The sequence below is a fragment of the Pseudomonas sp. 15A4 genome, from assembly GCF_016925575.1.
Taxonomy (GTDB): Bacteria; Pseudomonadota; Gammaproteobacteria; order Pseudomonadales; family Pseudomonadaceae; genus Aquipseudomonas.
On record NZ_CP068986.1, the window covers coordinates 414,409 to 438,819 of the forward strand.

Sequence of the window (24,411 nt, forward strand, 5' to 3'; positions counted from 1 at the left end):
TTTCCTCAGCTACATGCGCAAAACTGAAACCGGTTATCGAAACAACGAACGCAAGGCTTTGCGTGTATATGACCAGCGCGCGAACGTACGCCAGTGGGCCTTCAACGCCATGAAATAAAACTTCCTGGCCAGCGTGTACTCGCCGTGGGAATAACAGTCGCGAAACAATGAAAGGCAACGCTGCGCCATGAATGCCTGACGCAGGTCGTGAAACTCAACCGGCATCCGCTGGACCGAGAACACCTCGCACACCACTTGCACGGCGCCGGCCGCAAGGCTCTGACGCAAGTCATGACGCATGCTGTCGGGGTGTTTGTGAATGAACGCCAGCGGCTGATCCAGCACCGTGCAAGGAAAGCGGGCCAATACCTGAGCGAAGACGGGAAGATCTTCGACATTACGCAGATGCTCAGGATAGTTACCCGGCGCAAAGACGTCACGATGCATGGCACAGGCACCGTTTGAAATGGAGATTGTCTTGTCCAGCAAGTAGCCTTTGACTCTCTGTCGCGCAGTCGCCGGTAGTGGCCTGGCAACCTGCAAACTGCGTCGGCCATCGACGAATACCGACCAGTGCGCGCCGATCACTAAATGAGTGTCGGGGTGGCGTGCGATATGACGGGTAATCCCCGCCAATGCGCCGGGCGCCATTTCATCGTCTGCGTCAAGAAACACGAGGTATCGACCCGTGGCTTCTTCTATCCCGAGATTGCGCACTGATGACAAGCCACCATTGAGCTTGTGCAGTACCCGAAAGCGCCCGGGGTTCTCAGCCGAAAGCCCCGCGAGCACCTCTAATGTATCGTCGGTTGAACCGTCATCTATCACCAATAGATCAGCAGCAGCATCGTCGATTTGCGCCAATACCGAATCCACTGCGCGACGCAGGGAATGGGCATAGTTGTATGCGGGAATGACGACGCTGATCAGTGTTTCAGTCAAGTCCAGACCCTTCCACGCCGTCTTTGACTACCAGGATGTCTTCCATGATCAGGTACTCGAGGTCAGAGCCGAAGAACATGTTCAACGCATCGGTCGGCGAGCAAATCATCGGCTCGCCGCGGCGGTTGAGCGAAGTATTGAGCGAAACGCCGTTGCCCGTCAGGTTTTCGAGCGCCTTCATCATGTCGTAGTAACGCGGGTTGTATTCGCGCTTGAGCACCTGGGCGCGGGAGGTACCGTCTTCATGGACGACTTCCGGCACACGGGTTTTCCACTCTTCAGCTACTTCGAAAGTGAAGGTCATGAACGGCGCCGGGTGATCGATCTTGATCATCTGAGGAGCGACGGTGTCGAGCATCGACGGGCAGAAAGGCCTCCAGCGCTCGCGGAACTTGATCTGATGGTTGATGCGATCGGCAACGCCGGCAATGCTCGGACAGCCGATGATCGAACGACCACCGAGGGCGCGAGGACCAAATTCCATGCGGCCCTGGAACCAGGCGACCGGGTTGCCCTCGACCATGATTTTGGCGATACGCTCGGGGGTGTTGTCGATCTGGCGCCAGGCCGGCTTGCTCGGGTGTCGGGCGCAGGCAGCGATAACGTCCTCGTTGCTGTAGGACGGGCCGAGGTAGACGTGCTCCATCTTCTCGACCGGCACGCCACGCGCGTGGGAACGTAGGCGGCGGCGCCGACAGCAGTGCCGGCATCACCCGACGCTGGCTGAACGAACAGCTCTTTGACGTCAGGGCGCGCGATGATCTTCTGGTTCAGTTTGACGTTCAGCGCACAGCCGCCAGCGAAGGCGAGCTTGCCGGTTTCCTTGAGGATGTCACCCAGATAGTGGTCGATCATCTGCAGCGACAGCTTCTCGAACAGCGCCTGCATGCTGGCGGCGTAATGGATGTACGGCTCGTCGGCGATGTCGCCTTCGCGCTTGGGACCCAGCCACTCGATCAGTTTCGGCGAGAAGTAGAAGCCTTTGCCCTTCTCTTTGTAACGACGCAGGCCGATGACGTTGGCGTATTCGGTGTTGATCACCAGTTCGCCGTTTTCAAAGGTGGCCAGGCGGGAGAAATCGTATTTGGTCGCGTCGCCGTAAGGTGCCATGCCCATGACTTTGAATTCGCCGTCGAGCATCTCGAAGCCGAGGAATTCGGTGATCGCGCCATACAGGCCACCGAGGGAATCCGGATCGAAGAATTCCTTGATCTTGTGGATCTTGCCGTTTTCGCCATAGCCGAAGAAGGTAGTGGCGTACTCACCCTTGCCGTCGATCCCGAGGATCGCGGTTTTCTCCTGAAAACCGGAGCAATGGTAAGCGCTGGAGGCGTGGGCCAAGTGGTGCTCGACAGGCTCGATTTTGATCTTTTTCGGATCAAAACCCAGCTGCTCCAGGCACCAGACGATTTTGTTGCGATAGCGCTTGTAGCGGCGGTTGCCCATCAGAATCGCGTCGAGGGCGCGGTCCGGTGCATACCAATAGCGTTTGGCGTAGTGCCAGCGCGCTTCGCCGAACAGGCTGATGGGTGCGAAAGGAATGGCGACGACATCAACATCCGAAGGCTTGATGCCTGCTTGTTCGAGGCAGAACTTCGCTGATTCATAGGGCATGCGGTTCTTGGCATGCTTGTCGCGAACGAAACGCTCTTCTTCGGCCGCAGCAACCAGCTTGCCATCGATGTAAAGGGCTGCGGAAGGATCATGGCTAAGTGCGCCGGACAGGCCAAGGATCGTCAATGCCACTAGGGTCTAGCCTCTTAAGTCTGCATGCAGGCATCACGCGCCTGACAAATAAGGTGTGTCTGGCGCAAAGGCGGCAGACAGCTAAAGGGCGGGATTATAGCGTAATGGCTCTGGAAGTGGTCGCAGGGAATGAAGTGCCGCGCGATGCGTCTGCAGGACTGCCTTCAGCCGGGAACAGGCCAGCGTGAGCGCCATCGTTGTTGTGGCATGGCACCTGGCCCCTTCGCGGCTGAAGCCGGTTCTACAGGTTCGATGCCCATTCAGTGCGATAACTATTTAGCACCACGCGCCCCGGCGTTCTGATTGATTGATCGTTCGACGAATCATCGGGCTGCTTGCCCGCTCTCGCGCAACCTCATTGCGCGGAGATCACTCAGGAATGCTACACGCCATGGAAACATTTTCACCCAACCCGCCTGCGCTTGATCGGCTGACAACGCTGACGACCGTACTCGACGCCGAGCTTCAGCATCTTCCGGATGCAGAGGCGTATCTCAATACCCCGCCTCAGCCAGTGAGCCCGGAGCAGAAAGAGCTGTTGCACTCGGCAATCACCCGCTTCTGGGCCGAGGCGAGCGCGCGTGAGATTTCGCGGCGCGAGCTCTTCGTGACCTGCCTCGAATTGACCCTTCGCGATGACCTGCTGCTGAACATCGAAGAGGGCGAACTGCACCGCGACTATGGGCGCTGTCTGCCGGGCATGGACGCCCAGGAGCACGTCGTGTTCAGCGCGCTTGAACTTCGACTCGATGCACAGCGTGGTGTCGAACTGGCCGGGGCGCTTGTTGCAACCGCTCAGCCGGGGCAGACCTTGCTCTGGTTGCCCGGACAGGCCGTAGAAGGCTTTGTGTCAAACGCCGCCTTACAGCAAGAACTCGCCCGTCGCGTCAATCACCCACTCCTGCGCCTGCCTTTGCTGCGCTTGATGCAAGACAGCACGCGCGACGCCTGGCTCGAGATTGCCTCGGGCGGCGACGTGTTTCTGGAGCCGTCGACCCCTTCGGACTTTCAGCTCATCCCCATCAAAGGCTCGCCCTACGATCACGTCTTTGATCGCTTGCTGGCAAAGCAGCGTGTGGACATCGACGAGCTGTTCGACGCGGCGCCCAGCCTGTCGACTCAAACCCTCCAGACGCTACTCGAAGACCTGCTCCACCAGCCGAAATCCTGGGGCCCCGACGGGGCTGTTGCCGCTGCGCAGGATCGTCGCGCCCGCCGCGACGAGCGCCGCGCACGCCCCGACTGGCTGGAAATGGCCAGCGCCGAACAGCGCGAGCGATACGCGGCCGGGATGATGGATTACGAGCGCGCACGCAGTGCCTTGCTGAGCGTGATGGACAGCGGCGCGTCGCCGGAACAGTTCGCGCGAAGCCACCTCCGTGCGCGGCTGGCCAATGAGCTGGGCATTGATATCAATCCCGATCATGTCCTGATCAGCACCGAACGCGCTCTGCCAATGACGGCTGAAACCTACACCGTCAGCCGATCACTGACGCAACTGGCACTATACGGCCTGCATCCGGGCGACACGGCGCAGTATTCTGCGTTTCAGACCCGAAGCCAAATCACCTACGCCGACCAGCCGCTTGAGCCCGAAAACAGCGGGCTGACCCCGGCTTACCTCGCCCGTGTCATCAACGAGCTGGACTTGCGAAGCCGTTTCGCCCCTGCGCAACGCCAGGCCCTAGGCTCGCCAACCACTCAGCGCCTGATGAGCGAAGCGATGCACCATCAGCTCATCGCGCAGGCCCGTGGGGCCGAGCTGCAAGGCCATATCCAAGCCTCGGACCTGGCGCTCATCGAGTCGCTGAACCCAGATACCGTCGCCCCGCGAAATCCCGCCGTTGCCGTGCAGCAGATCAAGCTGAATGGCCATGACACCCTGAGCAGCGTGCTGCTATTGCGCAAGCTCGATGCATCGGGTCTGCCGGACGGACTGCTGATGTTCACCCCGGACAGCCCTCGGCATCAGCATTTTCAGCGCTTCGACAACGAACGTCAGTTGCTCGGCGAGCTTGTGAGCTGGAGCCGCTCCGCCGAGATGAGCCACTTCCTGCTGGGACAGATCACCGCGAACAGAAGGGACGCCCTGAAAGACCAACTGCATGATTTAAGCGAAAAGCCGGCGCCTGCTCAGGGATGGCTCAGCTACGCAACCCTCCCCGATTACAACAGTGGCTTGCGTACACTGGTGTCCGCGCGCGTTGACGTCATGCTCTCCGAGCAACGGCTGCACACTCCGGATTGGTTCCTGCGGGCATCGGCCGAGCAGCGTCAGCAAATGGTGGCACTGGAAGATGCACTCGTGGCGGCGGGTAAAATCTACCAGGCCGCTCCGCACACGCAGGTCATCGACTTCGATGCTTACGTCCACCAGACCGCCAGCCGCAAGATCAACGCGCTGCTCAGCCTGCCTCCGGGAACGGTGGACCCTGACCGGATGATCGTTCACACACCTCGCGAAACCCTGTCCTACACGCACATGCTGCGCGACGGCTACGACGACACACTTGGCCTGCTCAACGCGGCAGCCGATACCACCGCCACGTTCAGCGGCCCCGAGGGCGTCGATCTCACACCACTGACCCCGGAGAACGTCGCCGGCTCGGTCCGCGGTCAATGGGTCGCCGATCAGTACATCGCGATGATTCGCGGGCAACTGCTGGCGCCTGGAAGCGAGGACTACAATTGGCGCCGTCAACAGAGCCTGCTACTGACGCAATTGCAAATGCGCGCCGACGCCTTGCGCAGCTTCCTTGAAGGCCACATCGACGCCTCGCAATTGCACTGGCTCACCCTCTCCATCGTCAACATGCACCAGAGCAGCCCGGCGGACCGCCTGCGCTACCCCATCTATCCACTGCAATTGAACGTGGACGTCATGGCCATCGCCTCCCGTGCAGAGGTCATTCACGGCTGCTTCCTGCTCGCACCGCCTGACGCGAGTACCCTGGAGCAGGTTCTGCTGTATACACCGCAGGCACCGGACGGCCGCGCTTTCCGATCACTCAGCGCGTTCAGTAACACGCTGCTGAGTGCCGGCATGGGCGATTACTACCTGAGCCGCGCCCGGGTCAAGGCGGGCATGCCGCTGGCGTTTGCCCTGGCTGAATTGAAGAAAGGCGGGGGCCGCAAACCTGCGCTGCCAAGGGAGCCATTCAGCAATCTGTACGACGTGTGCTTCGATCAGGTGATCGAGCGCAAGATCCAGGATGTCGCGGACACCCAGACCGGTCGCGCAGACATGCTCCGCCGACAGGTCTGGAGCAGCCTCGAGCTGATCGCCACCGCCGTCACCTTGCCCTTCCCGCCCGCGAGCTTTGCCGTCGGCATGATCATCGCGAGCGCTGAGGGTTATCGCGCGCTAGAGGCCCTCGACGAGCGGGATCACGCCACCGCCAGCTTCTACGTGCTCAGCGCCTGGCTGAACACGGCGGGGGCTGCGGGCGATCTGCACTCGGGAGTGAAAGGACTGGGCGGTGCGCTGAAGGACCTGACGGGCCGAAAAACGGCCGGCCGGTACGCCCGCTCGGTTGCCCATGCCACCGACGAGACGCTGCAGCCCGTCGCGGTAGAGAACGAACTCTTCTGGGCCGCGCCTCAAGCCGCCAACCGACATGTTCCGCTGTACCGGACCCGCGCGCTGATCCCGGAAACCCTTCAGCCCACCGGGCGCTATGCGCAAACCGATGTCACCGGCGTATGGAGGGCACTGCAGCAGGACACCGCGCCAGTGCCGGTCGGGAATACCCCTGTCCATCCGTTGCACGCCGTGGATGTGTCTTTGGCGGACGCCCTCCCGTTGAATCGCCCGCATGGGCAAGGGATCAGCGTGGTTCGTGGCAATTGTTACGTTGTCATGCAGGGCCAGACCTACCAGGTCCAGTACGACGTCCGGTTGGCCGTATGGCAGATCGTCGATCCGCATAACCCGTTCGCCTTCTTTGGCCGGCAAACGGTACATCTCAACAGCCAGGGCCAGTGGCAACTGCTTGAGCCAGCGCGGTTGCAGGGCGGCGTTCTGCCTTCGTTCAGCCGGCTGGACGAAACCCCTGCCGGCCCCTCCACGGCGGTGGGCGACTTGAGCGATTACGAAATGCCGGAATCGCTGCAGCCCTACGTCTTCGGCATCGTCAGCCCAAAGCAGGCTGAACACTTTGAAGAAGGCCCGTTTGGTCTGCATGAGTTTTTCGACGACATTTTCCAGGGCGGGCGGTCGACTTACAGGACGTTGCGTCAGAACCTTTACCGCGATGCGAAGGCATTCTTCGATCAGCCGTCTCTCCCGGGCAAACCTGAGTTGCCGGTGCTGGAAGAGGGCGCGACAGCCCAAGGCTTCTTCGATGCAGTACTTGAGAAATCCAACGGGTTGGTGATTGGCGAAGCACCCACGTCCATCGCCAGCAAGCAGCTGCTCATCGACAACATGCCGTTGCTGGCGCAGCGCAAGGTCGAGGTGCTGTACATCGAGCATCTGCAAACCGACCAGCACACGCACAAGCTGCAGAAATACAGGGCACTCGGCAGCAAGACGCGCAGCGGCTCGCACATGATCAAGCACTACCTGGATACCGTGAACGAGGGCGCGCTCAAGAACGGCAGCGACAAATACGATTACTACCACCTGATCAAGGCGGCCCACCGACACGGCATCGACGTTCGGCCGTTCAGCTCCTCGGTCAGCTATGACTACGCTGGCAACGAAGTGGCATCCGCTGCAGGTGACGCACTCGCGCCGCAAAAGATGGCGGTTTTCTTCGGTAACAAAGTCATCAGCGGCGATGTGCAGACGCGCCCCGGCAGACGCTGGGTCGCGCTGCTCGACCACCGCACCGCCAACACCTGGCAGCAGCAGCCAGGCATCAGCGAACTGCAAGGCGTACTCAGCCTGCGCGTCGAAGACGTGCCATCGGGCGCGCCGATTCAGATATCCGTGGACAGCGATGCCGTCATCAGCAGCGCTGCGTCGCGCGCGGACTTCAAGGCACAGATCGGCAACCCGAACATCGACAATGGTGCTGGGGCATCCTCACCCGTCAGTCCTTCCGGCACATCAATGGACGATGCGCTGTATGGCTTCTTCGAACGACGTTCACCCATGGAGTGGGGCCTGGACCCCAACCGCCGCGCCATCGTTTCCCACCGCAGAAGCGAAGGGAACCCCTATGTCGGCGATCACGGTTTTGAATGGAATCCGGCCGGCTATTGGACCCGCGCCGATGCGGCCACCTGGAGCAACGACTACCCACTGGGCGCCATTCAGCAGTCGCTGATCGACAACCGCTACCAGATGCCTGCCGACATGCAGAGCATCTTTCATGACCTGGCCAACTTCCGTCACAGAGGCCTCAACCCTGATTACTTTTTCCTCGAAAGTCATCTAGTGGACGTGCGTGAAAAGTTCTTCGAGCTGGCGAACACGCTGCAAAAAGATGCGCGTTCGGTGCTCAACCTCGCCCTCCCTGAACGCGTGATTCTGCCCGAGGTAAAGGCCGACACGCCGTTGAGCATGTTCATCGAGGAGCTATACGAAAACACATCCGGTGTGGTCATCGGCGAATCCCATTCGGCACGCGCCAGCAAGCGCTTCATCCTCGACAACATGGAGCATCTGGCGCGCCAGGACGTAAAGACGCTGTACATGGAGCATTTGCTGACGGATGTCCATCAGGCCGATCTTGACCGCTTCGCCGAGACGGGGCTGATGAGCAAGCGTCTGCTGCACGACCTCAAGCGCATGGACCATACGTTCCGAACCGACCCGACAGGCCTCTACTCGTTTGAAAGGCTGGTGGTCCAGGCCAGGCGGTACGGCATTGAAATCCGCGCGATCGACTGCGCCGCCAGTTACTTCACCCGTCATCTGCCAACTCACTCCGGCACCACGCGCCAGCAGGTGCTCAGCTATTTTGCGTCTCGCACCATACGCAAGCATCAGGAGGTGATGGGGTCGCACAAGTGGATGGCGCTGGTGGGTGAAACCCATGCCAGTACCTTCAAGAACAGCGTGCCGGGCCTTGCCGAGCTGGAACAGGGGATTGGCGTGCGCGTGATGGATGTGGCGCCGGGCAAAGGCCACGGCATCATGATTGACCCGGGCGAGCAGGTGCCGGCGGGGCTGGGGCACGAGGCCGTGCGGGTGAAGAATGACTTCCGCGTGGAGATCGAACTGGCGCCACGCCCTCAGTTGGCCGCGCCCGTCGGCGGTAGGCTGCACAGCCCGGGCATGTTCATGCTCGACGAGTCCGCACCCTTGCGCCCAACGATCGTGCATCGCTCAAGGGACCGCACCCTCAAGCACACCCCTGTGCGGTTCAATACCGCGGGCAAAGCCTACGTCGAGCGCGAGTCATGGCCGCAGGTGCATCGTCAACCGTTCGACAATGTGCAAGCACTGATCGACGCACTGGTGGAGATGAACCTTAAGCACGCGGACTGACGGGTCACTCAGGGGTTTTTAAAACCGTCGGGATGCGCTGTTCCAGCAACTGGTGCAGCGCGCTGTCGACTGGCCAGTTGCGCATGAAGCGTGCGCGATCTTTAGCGAACGCCGCCGCGAACGAGCTCTGGGAACTGTGCTGACACATGGCGTCCAGATCGATGAGCGACCAGCGGTCGTTGTGCCAGAACACGTTGTGGCCTTTGAGATCGCCGTGGCTGATGCGCTCGCGGATCATCTGCGCAAACAGAGTGTCCAGCGCCTGCAACTCAGCTTCTGGCGCATCGCCAGACGCTACGTAGGGCGCGAAGCGCTCAATGATGTCGGGCCCCGGCAGGAACTCGGTGACCAGATACGCTTCACGGCGCAGCCACATGAAGCGTTTTTCCAGCAGCGCCAGCGGTGTGGGCGTTGCGATGCCGAGGAACCGCAACCGATTGCCTTCACGCCACGAGTGCCAGGCACGGGACGGACGCCAAAAGCGCTTGAGCCAGTGGGCCAGGTTCTTGATGTTGTAGCGCTTGATCACCAGCTCGCGGCCGGCGACGTCTACCTTGGCGACGCTGGCCGCACCACCGGTCTTGTACAGATGACCGCCATCGACCAGCGCGTCGGCCTGTTCCAGTACCGGCAGCATTCCGGCGACTTCCTCGCGACGAATCGCACGCAGGGCAAACGGCCCGTCTTGGACGCTGAACAGGCTGCATTCACGGCCGATCTTGATCAGGTAATCCCGCAAGCGCCAACTGCGCACCTTGTCGATCTGCTTTTGCAGCGCTTCGACCGGCAAGCCGTGCTCGCCGTTGCTCAGCAGGTAATAGACGAGTAATTCTTCGGTGAACGGCTCCAGCGACTTGGGCAACTGGGCGAAGAACACGCCGAGATTTTCCAGCACTTTCTGACGGGACAGCGGCTTGCCCGCTTCTTCGACGCGAATGCCCGCGCCATCGATCAGATACAACGTGGAGCCCTGACGCAGCAGGTTGTCCAGGTGCAGGTCTTCCTGCCACAGCCCTTTGGCGTGCATCTGGCCCACAGCGGACAGCGCATCGCCGAGCACTGACTGTTGCTCATCGGCCAGCGGTGGCAGGTTTTCCACTGATTTCCAGGTATCGCCCAGGCTCTGGGCTTGATCCAGAAACTCGAACAACAGCCAGCCGCCCTCGCCTTCCTGCAGCCCGTCGGCCAACAGCAACGGCGTTGGCAAGCCCTGTTTCGCCAGCGCCTGTACGCCGTCGCGTTCACGCTGGAAATGCCGAGGGGCTTTGGGGCCAACCAGCAATTTCGCCAGCACCGTCCGCCCGCGCCAGATGCCGGCGCCGACGTACCGCTGACCGGGCAAGACGCGCAGCAGGCTGAGCAATTGCAGCTCGGCAGGGCCGGCCGCATCCTCCAGCGCAATGTTCATCGGCAGCGCCGGGGTGCGACCGGCGTTTTTCAGTTCAGACAAACGCATCGGCGCCCTCTTTGATCAAGCCCAAATCCAGATCGCAGATCTGACAGGCAGTAAATCTCGTGTGCATCAAAAACCAGAAGTCACCGCTCACGGCGCTTGTGACTCCCCGTTTGGCGACACGCTGCCACCAGGCGTCGACCAGCCCGCTGTCGGTCGGGGCCTGCAGATACGTTGCAAGCAGCTCACGGATTTCCGTTTCGTTCCAGACCGGTGCGCGGCGCAGCAAGGGCTCGATGTCCTTGACCCGGTCGCGTTGGCCGAAGATCGACTTGCGCGTCTTCTCAAGGTCGATCAACTGGGCCAGATACTCTCCGCCGCGCGCCCGCATGAAAATATGCTTGGGGTAGAAACAGCCATGCACCTGCCCGGCCTTGTGCAGCGTGCGCGCCAGTTGCCCGCACGCCTGCAGAATCGCCAGCCGCTCGGTCGCCGGCCGCTCGTGCCAGTCCTGCAACAGCGTGTCCAGATCGGTCCAGCCATCCAGGGCGCGGGTCATCAGAATCGCGCGGCGCTCGCCGTCGACTTTTCGGTCCGCGTAAAACACCGCATGCAGCGCCGGAATGCCCAGCTTCTGATACAGGCTGATGTTGCGAAACTCCCGGGAAAACGAAGGCTCGCCAAACGGGTGATGCAGGGTGTACGTCAGGTAATTGCTCTGGCGCTTGAGGTAATAACCGGAGCCTTCCAGCTCCAGGCGAAACACACTGCTCCAGCCGCCGCGACCGGTGTTGGGCTCATCCACCGCGTCGAGCTCGACGTTCCACAACGCATCGAAGTCCGCCAGACCGTGCCGCCCCAGCAGGCCCCGGTCGGCGTCAGCAATGAAAACACTCATTCGCGACCCTCAAAAAAACTGACGATGTGGCGGATGCGCTTCTTGTCAGAATCATTCAAGCGTTCACGACCACGGTATTGCAGGTAGAACCGCAGGCGCTGGGTGGCCGACAGGTGATATTTGGCAACCTTGTCCAGGCAGGCGAGGTCCTTGGTGATCCGGTAGCGCAGCATGAAGCTGACCCAGAACGCACCGTTGGGGCAGTCGATCAGAAACACCGTCGCCTGATCGTCCACCAGCAAGTTGCGCCACTTCAGATCGTTATGGGTGAAGTGATGATCGTGCATGGTCCGGGTATAGCGCGCGACCTGCTGGCTGACGCCGTTGACCCACGCGCGGCTGTCCAGGCGCGTGTCGTTGGCCCGTGCCAGTTCCGACAGGTCTTCGGTGCGCGGCAATTCGCGGGTGATCAATGCGCCGCGATCATACGCAGCGCCATTGCGCTCCAGGCCCCAGGCGACGACTTCTGCCGTCGGGATGCCCCACTTGGCGAAACGCTTGAGATTCTGCCATTCGGACTTGACCCGTGGGCGCCCCAAATAACGACGCAAACCCTTGCCGGCCGCGACGTAGCGCTTGACGTAGTAGTTCACGCCACCGCGTTCGACGCGGATGACTTCGGAGAGTGGATCACGGGTCAGGCGCTCGCCTTTGAGGGCGAACACCGCGTCGAGGGTACCGAAGTCTTCCGTCAGCGCGGCGTAGCCAGACTCCAGCTTCCAGCCCGCCATCAGAGCGCGTCCCCGTAGCGCAATTTGCGCTGATAGAGCTTCTCGGCCTTGCCTTCGAGCCAGCTCAACAGCGCCGATTCCTGCGCCAGAATCTGCCGCAGCGGCTGCTGGAAATAGCCCTTGAGAAACCGCAGTTTGTCGCGCCGGGTCAGGCCGATGTCCATCGCCGAGAAATACAGCGCAGCCAGGTCCTTGTTGCGCCAGCGCTGGGTAATCGCCGGGCGCGTCTGGGCGCGGTGCAGGTCGATCACCGAAAGCCTGAAATCTTCAGGTGTGACCGGCTTGTCGGTGTGCAGCAGAAAATGGCAGATGTAGCAGTCGCGGTGGTTGACCCCGGCGCGGTGCATCATTCCGACCAGCCGCGCCACTTCAGCGATGTACGCGCGCTTCATGCGGGGTTCGGGCGGCTCGTTGCGCCAGTTCAGGCTGACGTCTTCCAGGCTCTCGGTCGGCGCCAGCTCTTCGGTGATGATGAACGAGTGCTGCATGGCCGGATTATTGCCGCGCTCGCCGTAGGCCACGGCAGTCATGGTCGGGACACCGACTTCATGCAGACGGTTGACCGCGTCCCACTCCTGCCCTGCGCCGAGCACCGGCAATTTGGCGGTCAGCAGGTTTTTCGCCACTTCACCCCAGCCAATGCCGCGATGGATCTTGACGAAATAACCGCGCCCGTCGACTTCGGTGCGCAGCGTCCGCCGGTTCTCGAGTTCGCGATAGACCTGGCCTTGCAGCGCCTCAACGGCCTCGAACGCATCGCGCCCCGCCCAGAGGCGCTTGAAGGGTTCAGCAAGGATCAGTTTCATCCGTGGTGCTCCGCCAGAATCACATCCGCAGCGTGCTGCGGCATGCTGTAAAGATCAGCCGTGTCGGCGAATGCCAGCCCGTTGCGGCTCCAGGTGCTGCGCGCGGCGTCATCCATGAGCATGCGGGCCAGGTACTGATTGAGCTGGTTCTGGTTGAACGGCTCATCAAGCACCAGGCCGCTGTCGGCTTCGGTAATGTAATGGGCATATCCACACACTGCGCTGACCAGCACCGGGAGTCCTGCCACCAGCGCTTCAAGCAGCACGGTGCCGGTGTTTTCGTTGTACGCCGGATGTATCAACAGGTCGGCGCCCAACAGAAAACGTGGGATGTCGCTGCGTCCCTTCATGAAGGTGACGTGATCATCCAGGCCCAGCGCCGTGCTCTGCAGCTGGAATACCTTGGGGTCGTCCTGGCCGATTACAAACAGGCGTGTGCGTTTTTTCAATTCAGCAGGCAGCGCCGCGAGTGCCTTGAGGGTGCGATCGACGCCTTTTGTCTTGAAGCCGGAACCGATCTGCACAAGCAGCAAGTCATCGTCGGCGAACTTGAATTCGCGACGGAACTCAGCGCGAATCTCGGCCGCATTGGCCGGCGCGCGCCGGTCCAGGGAGATCCCCGGCGGCAACAGATGAAAGCGCGCAAGCGGCGTGTCGTAGTGCTTGATGAACAGCGGCTGCTGCACTTCGGAAATCATCAGGACTTCGGTCTTCGCGTCTTTGGCGAACACCGCGCGCTCGTAGTCGGCGAAGTGACGGTAGCGGCCCCAGTATTTGTACAGGCCATGGCGCAGGTTCTGCGCTTTGTCTTCGTAGCAGCCGTCGGCGGCGTAATACACGTCCAGGCCGGGCATCTTGTTGAAGCCGATCAGCCGGTCCACGGGACGTTTGGCCAGGTCGGCGTTCATCCAGTCGGTGAGCTTTTCGTTGCGGCGGTGATTGGAGATCGCCTTGACCGGCGCCACCAGCACTTCGAAGCCAGGCGGTACGTCACCCTCCCAGATCAGCGTGTAGACGCGGATTTTATGGCCGCGCTGCTGACACTCCAGGGCGATGCGCATGAAGTCACGCTGCAGGCCGCCGAACGGGAAGTATTTATAAAGCACGAATGCCAGTTGCATCAGGGATGTTCCTTTGCCAGCAATAGCGCGCCTAAGTGGTTCGCTACCCGCTCGGGATTCAAGCGAGTAAAGCACATGGGCCACTCGCGTTCGGTATCGACCTGACGCTGATCTTCAGGCGTCGGTCGGTAGGTGCATTTCTTTTGCAGGCACGGCGCGCAAGCGGGGTAATCGGCCGCCAGATGAACCTGCGACCGGCCGTACGCGCCGGTCAGGCCCGGATTGGTCGGGCCGAACAGCGACAGGGTCGGCACGTCCAGCGCGGCGGCCAGATGACCAAGACCGGTGTCCACCGCGACACAGCCCTGAGCGCTCGCCAGTACGCGAGCAACCCCTGCCAGATTGAGTTTGGGCAACACGACGGCATTATCAAGGCCATCGGCAATACGCTCGGCCCGAGCCTTCTCGGCCGGATTGCCCCACGGCAGTCGCACCTCAAACCCCTGGCCGATCATGCGCTCGGCCAATTGCCGCCAATACAGCTCGGGCCAATGTTTGGTGTCCCACGTGGTGCCGTGCAGAAACAGTACGAAGGGCGCGTCGTTTGTGGCAGTGAGCAGGCGGCTGCGATCGAGGCCGTAATTACCCAATCCCGCAGGCACCTGATAGCCCAATGCCTGGGCGAACAGCTGACGCAAACGCTCGACCGCATGCTGGCCGCGGGCAACGGCATAGGGGCGATCATAGAAACGAGCGGCCAGGGGCTCGCGCGCGGAAGTCTTGTCCAGGCCGGCGATGGGCGCCTTGACGTAGCGGGTCAGCCAGGCGCTTTTCAGCAGGCCCTGGGCGTCGATCACCAGGTCGTAGCGAGTGTCTCGCAGGCGCTGCTTGAACTGGCGCCATTCGCCATTTTTGAGGGTCTGCCAGAGGTTCTTGCGCCAGCGACGGATGGCCACCGGGATCACGTTGGCGACCGCCGGATGCCAGGTCGGAATCTCGGCGAAGCCCTCTTCCACCACCCAGTCGAACTGGATGCCCGGCAGCGCGTCCATGGCGTCGGTCAGCGCGGGCAGGGTGTGAATCACGTCGCCCAGTGACGAGGTTTTGATCAGCAGTACCCGCAAGTCAGGCGACCTCGACCGGGGCGGCGCCAATACGGCCGAGGGCCTGGATCACCGAATCCGGCTCCAGCAGTCGCAGGCAGTTGTAATGGCCGAAGCGGCAGGTGCGCTCGAAGCACGGGCTGCACTCGATGCCGAGGCGGACGATCTCGACTTCATCGGCCAGCGGCGGCGTGAACCCCGGCGAGGTCGAGCCGTACACCGCCACCAGCGGGCGATTCAGCGCAGCGGCCACGTGCATCAGCCCGGAATCGTTGGAGACCACGGCGTCCGCGCAGGACAGCAGATCAATGGCTTCAGCCAGTGAGGTGCCGCCGCTGAGGTTCATGGACTCTTCGCGCAGGCCTGGAATCAGCCGCTCGCGGATGCTTTCACCCACTGCATGGTCGTTCTTCGAGCCGAACAGCCAGACTTGCCAGCCTTCACGGATCTTCGCTTCGGCGACCATGGCGTAATGCTCGGACGGCCAGCGCTTGGATTCACCGAACTCGGCGCCAGGGCACAGCGCGAGCACCGGCCGATCAAGGCTCAGGCCGAACTTGCCCAACGCCGCGTCGCGGCTGGCGGTTTCGATTTGCAGGCTGGGCTTGGGATACGGGCGCGGCAGCTCGGCGCCTTTGTCGTAAGCCAGCGCCATGAAGCGCTCAATCATCAGCGGATAACGCTGTTTGTCGAGGGTGCGCACGTCGTTGAGCAGGCCATAGCGAAATTCGCCACGCCAGCCGGTGCGTTTGGGAATACCGGCGAAGAACGGCACCAGCGCCGACTTCAGCGAGTTGGGCAGCAGAATCGCCTGATCGTACTGACCCTTGAGGGATTTGCCGATGCGCCGGCGCGTGGCCAGCTCCAGCGCGCCATGGCCGAGCGGGAAGCTCAAGGCCGTGCGCACTTCAGGCATGCGCTCAAGGATCGGCCGGCTCCACTCGGGCGCCAGCACATCGATTTCGCACTGCGGGTGACGCTGCTTCAGGCACTGGAACAGCGTCTGCGCCATCACCATGTCACCGACCCAGCTGGGCCCTACGATCAGAATTCTCATGCTCTTCCAAAAACGACCAGAAACGAGCAGGGAGGCCCACCAAACAGCGTGATGCATGCACACGCCGCCTGACGCCTCCCTGTCATAGCTTTATATAGATCCGTTAGATCCGAACCCTGCCAGCAATCAACTCAGCCCCAACTGTGCCCAGATCCGCATCACTTCACGCCGTTCGGTGGCGAACTGGTCGCCAGCCACAACACCCGGATCGTTCTGCAACGCCTGTCGATGAGCGGCCGAGCGGTAGGCCTTGTACGCCTCACGCAGCAGACCGGCATCAGCGGCGGCCATCAGACCGACCTCTTCAAGGCCTTCGAGAATACGGATGTTATCGGTGTAACGAAGCAGCGCGGGATGCTCTCTGGACCACGCCAGGGCCGCGTATTGCACCATAAATTCAATATCGACGATACCTCCGGCGTCCTGCTTGAGGTCGAACCGCGCCGTCGGTTCGAACGCATTCGCCCCCTTGCCTGCCGCCGTTGTGCGGGTGCCGAGGTTGTCGCGCATCTTGGCGCGCATCTCGCTGACCTCCTGGCGCAACTTTGTCAGATCACGCTCGCGGCCCAGTACCGAAGCGCGCACGGCCTCGAACTGCCGGCCGACATCGGTGCTGCCCACCAGCACCCGCGCGCGCACCAACGCCTGATGCTCCCACGTCCAGGCCTCGTTCTCCTGATAGCGGGAAAACGCACCGAGCGAACTCACCAGCAGCCCCGCCGCGCCAGAAGGACGCAACCGCATGTCGACTTCGTACAACTGGCCGGAGTTGGTCTGGGTGGTGATCAAATGAATGATCCGCTGACCGAGCCGGGTGAAGAACTGCGCGCCATCGATCGGCTTGGCGCCGTCGGTTTCAGCCTGGGGATCGCCATCGTGGATGAACACCAGGTCCAGATCCGAGCCGTGCCCCAGCTCAATGCCGCCGACCTTGCCGTAGCCGACGATGACAAAACCGGGATCACACAATGTGCCATCCGGTCGACGCGGTGCACCATGACGGGCAACGGTGTGGCGCCAGGCGAGCGCCAGCACTTGTTCCAGAATCGCCTCGGCCAGCCAGGTCAGGTAATCACTGACTTTCATCAGCGGCAGGCTGCCGGTGATTTCAGAAGCGGCAACCCGCAGACGGTGTGCCAGTTTGAAATGCCGCAGCGCTTCCATTTGCTGTTCGAGATCGTCCTCGGGAATGCGCGTCAGACGCTCGCGCAGCTCGGCAGCAAGTTCGGGCGCCTGGGGCGGGCTGAACAGCCGACCTTCGTTCAGCAGCTCATCGAGCAGCAACGGGAAGCGGGCGATCTGCTCGGCAATCCAAGGGCTGGCCGCGCACAGGGTCAGCAATCGACGCAGCGCGCCGGGGTTCTCGGTGAGCAACACCAGATACGCAGAGCGACGCGCCACCGCTTCCACCAGCGGCAGAACCCGCTCCAGCACCAGATCGGGATTGTCGTGCTCGACCGCCTGGGCGAGCAGGCGCGGAATAAAGGCATCAAGCCGTTCGCGCCCCAGACGCTGCATCGAACGCAGCTGCGAACTGTTGCGCAGGTTGCTCAGATTTTTCAGCGCCTTCTGCGCGTCGGCGAATCCGCCCTCTTGCAATTGGAGGCAGGCGCTTTCTTCGTTCTGGGACTCTTCCCACAGCGGCAGCCACTCGCCGCCGACGATTTCTTCACCGTGGTCCTCCTGGCCTTCTTCCTCGTCGGGGTCGGCGATGACCTGCCGGAAGTGCCACCCGACCCGCTCGCGCCAATGCATCAACTGCTCATGAAAGCTCGCCCAATCGGCAAAGCCCATCATGAAGGCGATGCGGGCTTTATCCTGCGGGTCGTCGGGGAGCATTTGCGTCTGCCGATCGGCAATCGCCTGAATGGCGTGCTCGGTATAGCGCAGAAACTGATAGCCCTCACGCAGCTCATCAATGACCGCAGCGGGCAAATAGCCTTGGCCTTCAAAGGTTTTCAGCACCTTGAGCAACGGCCGTTGCTGCAGACTCAAATCGCGCCCGCCGTGGATCAGCTGAAACGCCTGGGCGATGAACTCCACTTCGCGAATGCCGCCGGATCCCAACTTGATGTTCTCGGCCATGCCCTTGCGACGGACTTCCTGCTGGATCAACTGCTTCATGGTGCGCAGCGCTTCAATGGCGGAGAAGTCCAGATAGCGGCGATAGACGAACGGCCGCAGCATGTCGAGCAACTCGCTGCCCTTCTCCTGATCACCGCCCACCACCCGCGCCTTGATCATGGCGTAACGTTCCCAGTCGCGGCCCTGATCCTGGTAGTACTGCTCCAGCGCGTTGAAGCTGAGCACCAATGCACCGGAAGACCCATACGGGCGCAGGCGCATGTCGACGCGGAAAACGAAGCCGTCGACGGTGACCGGGTCCAGCGCCTTGATCAATCGCTGACCCAGGCGGATGAAAAACTCCTGGTTGTCCAGCGGACGTTTGACGCCTTGGGTTTCCCCACCTTCGGGGTAGGCAAAGATGAGGTCGATGTCGGACGACAGGTTCAGCTCTACGGCTCCCAGCTTGCCCATGCCGAGGATCACCATCTGTTGCGGTTCGCCAGTCCGACGGCCGGTCGGCGTGCCAAACTGCTGGCAATGCCGCTCGTACAGCCACTTGTAAGCCAGATCGATGCAGCCATCTGCCATGTCCGAGAGATCACGGCAGGTTTCCACCAGATCGGCCTGCCGGGTCAGATCCCGCCAGATAATTCGCACTTGCTGGCGCGTGCGTTGACGACGTAGATTACGCCCCAGCTCATCGTCGCTGGCAGCCTGAATGACTGCATTGGCGATGTGCCCAAGCAGCTCGCCGGGCGCAAAACTACGCTCCAGCTCACCGGATTCAGCGAGGTCGAGCAGCATCAGCGGATCCCGTGAAACCTGATCAGCGACGAAGTCGCTGGCCGCACACACACGATCAAACGCCGACAGCCGCGCTTCGGGCCAGGCCTGAAATTGATGCCTGGCTTCATCCGTCAGGGAATCGAGAGCGGTACGCCAGGACTGGCCCGCGCGAGTGACCAACGGCAGAAGGACAGCCGGCAGCTCGGCCAGCAGGGGAAGGCTCATGGTCTATCCTTGATCGGCGTTCAAATGTCAGGCTGCCCTGGCGGTTGCATACACGGCACGGACAGACTGTCGAACAAAGGTTAAAAATTGCTCATGGCTGGCAAATCTTGATTGCCAGCATGTTCCGCCAAGTGATTCGTCAGATTTTTACACCGAGAACATCGCTTTAATGGACACTGCACCACGAGTGAAAACGTCGCTCAGCTGTAGTTTTACTACTGTATATACAAGTCAAAAAGCTGAATTAGCCCGAGATTTGTAGTAAAACTACACAACACCGGGGACCCATCCGGTCATCCAAGAATTTATATCGTCTGCCCACAAGGCCAGTCGCAACAAACTCAGGCAACCGATTCTGGAAGCCTTTCCGCCCTGGAGCAAGCCATGCAAGACCTCGATCCCGTCGAAACCCAGGAATGGCTGGACGCCCTGGAATCGGTTCTCGACAAAGAAGGCGAAGACCGTGCTCATTATCTGATGACCCGTATGGGTGAGCTGGCCACACGTAGTGGTTCGCAGCTGCCTTACGCCATCACCACGCCTTATCGCAACACCATCCCCGTTACCCACGAAGCACGCATGCCCGGCGACCTGTTCATGGAACGCCGCATTCGCTCGCTGGTACGTTGGAACGCTTTGGCGATGGTGGTCAAGACCAACATCGGCGACCCGGATCTGGGCGGCCACATCTCCAGCTTCGCTTCCAGTGCAACCCTGTACGACATCGGCTTCAACTACTTCTTCCAGGCCCCGACCGACGAACACGGCGGCGACCTGATCTACTTCCAGGGTCACGCATCGCCAGGCGTCTACGCCCGTGCGTTCATGGAAGGTCGCATCACCGAAGACCAGATGAACAACTTCCGTCAGGAAGTCGATGGCAACGGTCTGTCGTCCTATCCACACCCGTGGCTGATGAAAGACTTCTGGCAGTTCCCGACCGTTTCCATGGGTCTGGGTCCGATTCAGGCGATCTACCAGGCGCGCTTCATGAAGTACCTGGAGCACCGCGGTTATATCCCTGAAGGCAAGCAGAAAGTCTGGTGCTTCCTGGGCGACGGCGAGACCGACGAGCCGGAATCCCTGGGCGCCATCGCCCTGGCCGGTCGCGAGAAGCTCGACAACCTGATCTTCGTCGTGAACTGCAACCTGCAGCGTCTGGACGGTCCGGTTCGCGGCAACGCCAAGATCATCCAGGAACTGGAAGGCGTGTTCCGCGGTGCTCAGTGGAACGTGACCAAAGTCATCTGGGGCCGTTTCTGGGACCCACTGCTGGCCAAAGACGTTGACGGCATCCTGCAACGTCGTATGGACGAAGTCATCGACGGCGAATACCAGAACTACAAAGCCAAAGACGGCGCTTTCGTGCGCGAACACTTCTTCAACTCGCCGGAACTCAAGGCGATGGTTGCAGATATGTCCGACGACGAAATCTGGAAGCTCAACCGTGGCGGGCACGACCCGTACAAGGTCTATGCTGCGTACCACAACGCGGTGAACCACAAAGGTCAGCCGACCGTGGTTCTGGCCAAGACCATCAAGGGTTATGGCACCGGCGCCGGTGAAGCGAAAAACACCGCGCACAACACCAAGAAGGTCGACGTCGACAGCCTGCGTCACTTCCGTGACCGCTTCGACATCCCGATCAAAGACGATCAGCTCGAAGCCCTGCCGTTCTTCAAGCCGGAAGAAGGCAGCGCCGAAGCGCGTTACCTGGCCGAGCGTCGCGCTGCACTGGGCGGCTTCGTTCCACAGCGTCGCGCGCAGAGCTTCAGCCTGCCGACTCCGCCACTGGAAACCCTCAAGGCCATCCTTGACGGCTCCGGCGATCGCGAAATCTCCACCACCATGGCCTTCGTCCGCATCCTGACCCAACTGGTCAAGGACAAGGAAGTGGGTCAGCGCATCGTTCCGATCATTCCGGACGAAGCCCGTACGTTCGGCATGGAAGGCATGTTCCGCCAGCTCGGCATCTACTCTTCCGTAGGCCAGCTGTACGAGCCAGTCGACAAAGAACAAGTGATGTTCTACCGCGAGGACAAGAAAGGTCAGATCCTCGAGGAAGGCATCAACGAAGCCGGCGCAATGTCTTCGTTCATCGCGGCAGGTACTTCGTACAGCAGCCACAACCAGCCGATGATTCCGTTCTACATCTTCTACTCGATGTTCGGTTTCCAGCGTATCGGCGACCTGGCATGGGCTGCAGGCGACAGCCGCACCCGTGGCTTCCTGATCGGCGGCACCGCCGGTCGTACCACCCTGAACGGTGAAGGTCTGCAGCACGAAGACGGCCACAGCCACATCCTGGCGTCGACCATCCCGAACTGCCGCACCTTCGATCCAACCTACGGCTACGAGCTGGCGGTGATCATTCAGGACGGCATGAAGAAGATGTTCGAAGAACAGCAGGACGTCTTCTACTACCTGACCGTGATGAACGAGTCCTACACGCAACCTGCCATGCCGGCCGGTTCCGAGGAAGGCATCATCAAGGGCATGTACCTGCTGGAAGAAGACACCAAGGAAGCTGCGCACCACGTGCAGCTGCTGGGTTCGGGCACCATCCTGCGTGAAGTACGCGAGGCGGCGAAGATCCTGCGCGAGCAGTTCAACATTGGCGCGGACGTCTGGAGCGTCACCAGCTTCAACGAACTGCGTCGCGACGGCCTGGCCGTAGAGCGCAGCAACCGCCTGAAGCCGGGTCAGAAGCCACAGTTGAGCTACGTTGAAGCATGCCTGAACGGCCGTAAAGGTCCGGTGATCGCTTCGACCGACTACATGAAACTGTTCGCTGACCAGATCCGTCAGTGGGTTCCGACCAAGGAATACAAGGTTCTGGGCACCGACGGTTTCGGCCGTAGCGACAGCCGCAAGAAGCTGCGCAACTTCTTCGAAGTTGACCGTCACTTCGTGGTGCTGGCCGCCCTGGAAGCCTTGGCCGATCGCGGCGATATCGAACCTAAAGTCGTGGCGGAAGCCATTGCCAAGTTCGGCATCGATCCTGAAAAGCGCAACCCGCTGGACTGCTAAGGTCTGCGTAACGATCGAATAGAGCGCTGAAATGTGCGCGAAACAGCCGCCAATGCGGAATTTACTTCGGTAAATGAGCATTCAGGCTGTTTCGTCGCAGATGAATCAGCGCAGTCGAGGAACAGGTTCTCCTAAGGAGAGACATTGTGAGTGAGTTAATTCGTGTACCCGACATCGGCAACGGTGAAGGTGAAGTCATTGAGTTGATGGTCAAGGTCGGTGATCGCATCGAAGCTGACCAGAGCGTGCTGACGCTGGAGTCGGACAAGGCAAGCATGGAAATCCCTGCGCCTAAAGCCGGTGTCATCAAGGCGATGAAAGTGAAGCTGGGCGACCGCCTGAAAGAAGGCGACGAGCTGTTTGAGCTGGAAGTGGAAGGCGAAGCGGCGGCCGAGCCTGCTGCTGCACCTGCTGCTGCCGCGCCTGCCCCTGCTGCTGACAAGCCTGCCGAGAAGCCAGCCGAAGCCGAACCTGCGCCAGCTGCAGCGGCTGCACCTGCTGCGTCGGATACCGTTCAGGACATTCACGTTCCGGACATCGGTTCGTCGGGCAAGGCTCGCATCATCGAGCTGATGGTCAAAGTGGGCGACAGCATCGAAGCTGATCAATCCTTGATCACCCTGGAATCCGACAAAGCCTCGATGGAGATCCCGTCTCCGGCCGCTGGCGTCGTCGAAAGCATCAGCGTCAAGGTCGAAGACGAAGTCGGCACTGGCGATCTGATCCTGAAATTGAAAGTGGCCGGTGCTGCACCGGCTGCCGCACCTGCACAAGCTGCTGCCCCGGCTCCGGCCAAGGCTGAAGCGGCTGCTCCGGCGGCCGCGTCTGCTGCTCCGGCTGCGAAAGCTGAAACCGCGCCTGCTGCCGCACCCGCCGCTGCACCTGCGAACAACGGCGCCAAGGTTCACGCTGGCCCGGCTGTCCGTCAGCTGGCGCGCGAGTTCGGCGTTGAGCTGAACGCTGTTTCGGCAACCGGCCCCCACGGTCGTGTGCTGAAAGAAGACGTGCAGGCGTACGTCAAATCGATCATGACCAAGTCCAAGGACGCGCCTGCTGCTGGCAGCGCTGCCGGCGGCATGGGCATCCCGCCGATTCCGGAAGTCGATTTCAGCCGTTTCGGCGAAACCGAAGAAGTGCCGATGACGCGCCTGATGCAGCTGGGCGCAACCGGCCTGCATCGCAGCTGGCTGAACATTCCGCACGTCACGCAATTCGACCAGGCCGACATCACCGACCTGGAAGCCTTCCGTATCGCGCAGAAAGCCGTGGCCGAAAAAGCCGGCGTCAAGCTGACCATTCTGCCGCTGCTGCTCAAGGCCAGCGCGCACATGCTCAAGGAGCTGCCGGACTTCAACAGTTCGCTGGCGCCAAGTGGCAAAGCGATCATTCGCAAGAAGTACTTCAACATCGGCTTCGCGGTGGATACGCCGGAAGGCCTGTTGGTCCCGGTGATCAAGAACGTCGACCAGAAGAGCCTGCTGCAACTGGCGGCCGAAGCGGCTGAGCTGGCGGAAAAGGCACGCTCCAAAAAGCTGTCAGCCAACGACATGCAAGGCGCCTGCTTCACCATCTCAAGCCTGGGCCACATTGGCGGCACCGGCTTCACGCCGATCGTCAATGCCCCGGAAGTGGCGATCCTTGGTGTGTCCAAGGCCACCATGCAACCGGTCTGGGACGGCAAGGCTTTCCAGCCTCGCCTGATGCTGCCGCTGTCGCTGTCCTACGATCACCGCGTGATCAACGGCGCCGCCGCAGCGCGCTTCACCAAGCGTCTGAGCGAATTGCTGGCGGACATCCGCACGATTCTGCTGTAAGCCGTACAACGCCCGTTTTTCGCGAAACGGGCCTTCGCTTTCTCGAGCTGCCACGCTCGTACCTCAACCCCGCTGACTGGCGGGGCTTTTTTTGCCTTTAAAAAGAGGACGCCGCGCGGCCTCAAGCGCCTACAGTATTTAATCCCGCGGCCGATAGCTGATCATGCACACATACCAACCGCTCGACCCTCACCCTGACAATCCGATCAATTACCTCCAGTAAATCAACCGTCTGCCGACAGATTTATAGCACTAAGCCATCGCGCTCACTTGTCAGCCCGTTCGCCATGATGCAACCTTGCGGCACGCGACT

At 61.1% G+C, this 24,411-nt stretch carries 11 protein-coding genes and 2 pseudogenes; 3 read left to right on the top strand and 10 right to left on the bottom strand.

From position 1 onward, the window contains the following. Positions 1 to 33: 33 nt before the first annotated feature. Together JN403_RS01875 and JN403_RS01880 are read right to left on the bottom strand one after the other, a co-directional pair. On the bottom strand, positions 34 to 942 hold the full coding sequence (locus JN403_RS01875) for a glycosyltransferase family A protein (protein WP_205484934.1): 909 nt from the start codon (positions 940 to 942) through the stop codon (positions 34 to 36). Then, positions 935 to 2,688: pseudogene (locus JN403_RS01880) on the bottom strand (carbamoyltransferase). The gene JN403_RS01875 and the pseudogene JN403_RS01880 overlap by 8 nt, the downstream one beginning before the upstream one ends. Before the next feature lie 391 nt (positions 2,689 to 3,079). Here JN403_RS01880 and JN403_RS01885 point away from each other — a divergent pair. Continuing rightward, positions 3,080 to 9,127, top strand: a complete 6,048-nt coding sequence (locus tag JN403_RS01885; RefSeq protein ID WP_205484935.1) for a membrane-targeted effector domain-containing toxin — start codon at positions 3,080 to 3,082, stop codon at positions 9,125 to 9,127. Positions 9,128 to 9,131: 4 nt separating this feature from the next. Here the strand turns inward: JN403_RS01885 and JN403_RS01890 are convergent, their stop codons facing one another. The 8 genes and pseudogenes from JN403_RS01890 to glnE form a co-directional block, all read right to left on the bottom strand. Further along, a complete protein-coding gene (locus JN403_RS01890; RefSeq protein WP_205484936.1) occupies positions 9,132 to 10,583 on the bottom strand; it encodes a lipopolysaccharide kinase InaA family protein in 1,452 nt (483 codons plus the stop codon). A 106-nt stretch (positions 10,584 to 10,689) separates the two neighbouring features. Continuing rightward, positions 10,690 to 11,418, bottom strand: a pseudogene (locus tag JN403_RS01895) (lipopolysaccharide kinase InaA family protein); the annotation flags it as partial. After that, on the bottom strand, positions 11,415 to 12,149 hold the full coding sequence (locus JN403_RS01900; protein ID WP_122625592.1) for a lipopolysaccharide kinase InaA family protein: 735 nt from the start codon (positions 12,147 to 12,149) through the stop codon (positions 11,415 to 11,417). The pseudogene JN403_RS01895 and the gene JN403_RS01900, both read right to left, overlap by 4 nt. Further along, positions 12,149 to 12,955, bottom strand: a complete 807-nt coding sequence (gene rfaP / locus JN403_RS01905) for a lipopolysaccharide core heptose(I) kinase RfaP (protein ID WP_122533862.1) — start codon at positions 12,953 to 12,955, stop codon at positions 12,149 to 12,151. Before rfaP ends, JN403_RS01900 begins: the two co-directional genes overlap by 1 nt. Next, a complete protein-coding gene (locus JN403_RS01910) occupies positions 12,952 to 14,076 on the bottom strand; it encodes a glycosyltransferase family 4 protein (protein WP_205484938.1) in 1,125 nt (374 codons plus the stop codon). The genes rfaP and JN403_RS01910 overlap by 4 nt, the downstream gene beginning before the upstream one ends. Next, the gene (gene waaC, locus JN403_RS01915; RefSeq protein WP_205484939.1) at positions 14,076 to 15,140 is read right to left on the bottom strand and encodes a lipopolysaccharide heptosyltransferase I; all 1,065 of its coding nucleotides are present in this window, start codon (positions 15,138 to 15,140) and stop codon (positions 14,076 to 14,078) included. The genes JN403_RS01910 and waaC overlap by 1 nt, the downstream gene beginning before the upstream one ends. A 1-nt stretch (position 15,141) precedes the next feature. Continuing rightward, entirely contained in the window at positions 15,142 to 16,176 is a 1,035-nt protein-coding gene (gene waaF / locus JN403_RS01920) for a lipopolysaccharide heptosyltransferase II (RefSeq protein WP_205484940.1), read from the bottom strand. Positions 16,177 to 16,302: 126 nt separating this feature from the next. Then, positions 16,303 to 19,254 (bottom strand): bifunctional [glutamate--ammonia ligase]-adenylyl-L-tyrosine phosphorylase/[glutamate--ammonia-ligase] adenylyltransferase, encoded by a 2,952-nt coding sequence (glnE, locus tag JN403_RS01925; protein WP_205484941.1) that lies wholly within the window; start codon positions 19,252 to 19,254, stop codon positions 16,303 to 16,305. Positions 19,255 to 19,638: 384 nt separating this feature from the next. Between glnE and aceE the strand changes: the two genes are divergently transcribed. Together aceE and aceF are read left to right on the top strand one after the other, a co-directional pair. Beyond that, on the top strand, positions 19,639 to 22,284 hold the full coding sequence (gene aceE, locus JN403_RS01930; RefSeq protein WP_205484942.1) for a pyruvate dehydrogenase (acetyl-transferring), homodimeric type: 2,646 nt from the start codon (positions 19,639 to 19,641) through the stop codon (positions 22,282 to 22,284). Positions 22,285 to 22,430: 146 nt separating this feature from the next. Further along, on the top strand, positions 22,431 to 24,098 hold the full coding sequence (aceF, locus tag JN403_RS01935; RefSeq protein ID WP_205484943.1) for a dihydrolipoyllysine-residue acetyltransferase: 1,668 nt from the start codon (positions 22,431 to 22,433) through the stop codon (positions 24,096 to 24,098). Positions 24,099 to 24,411: the final 313 nt, after the last annotated feature.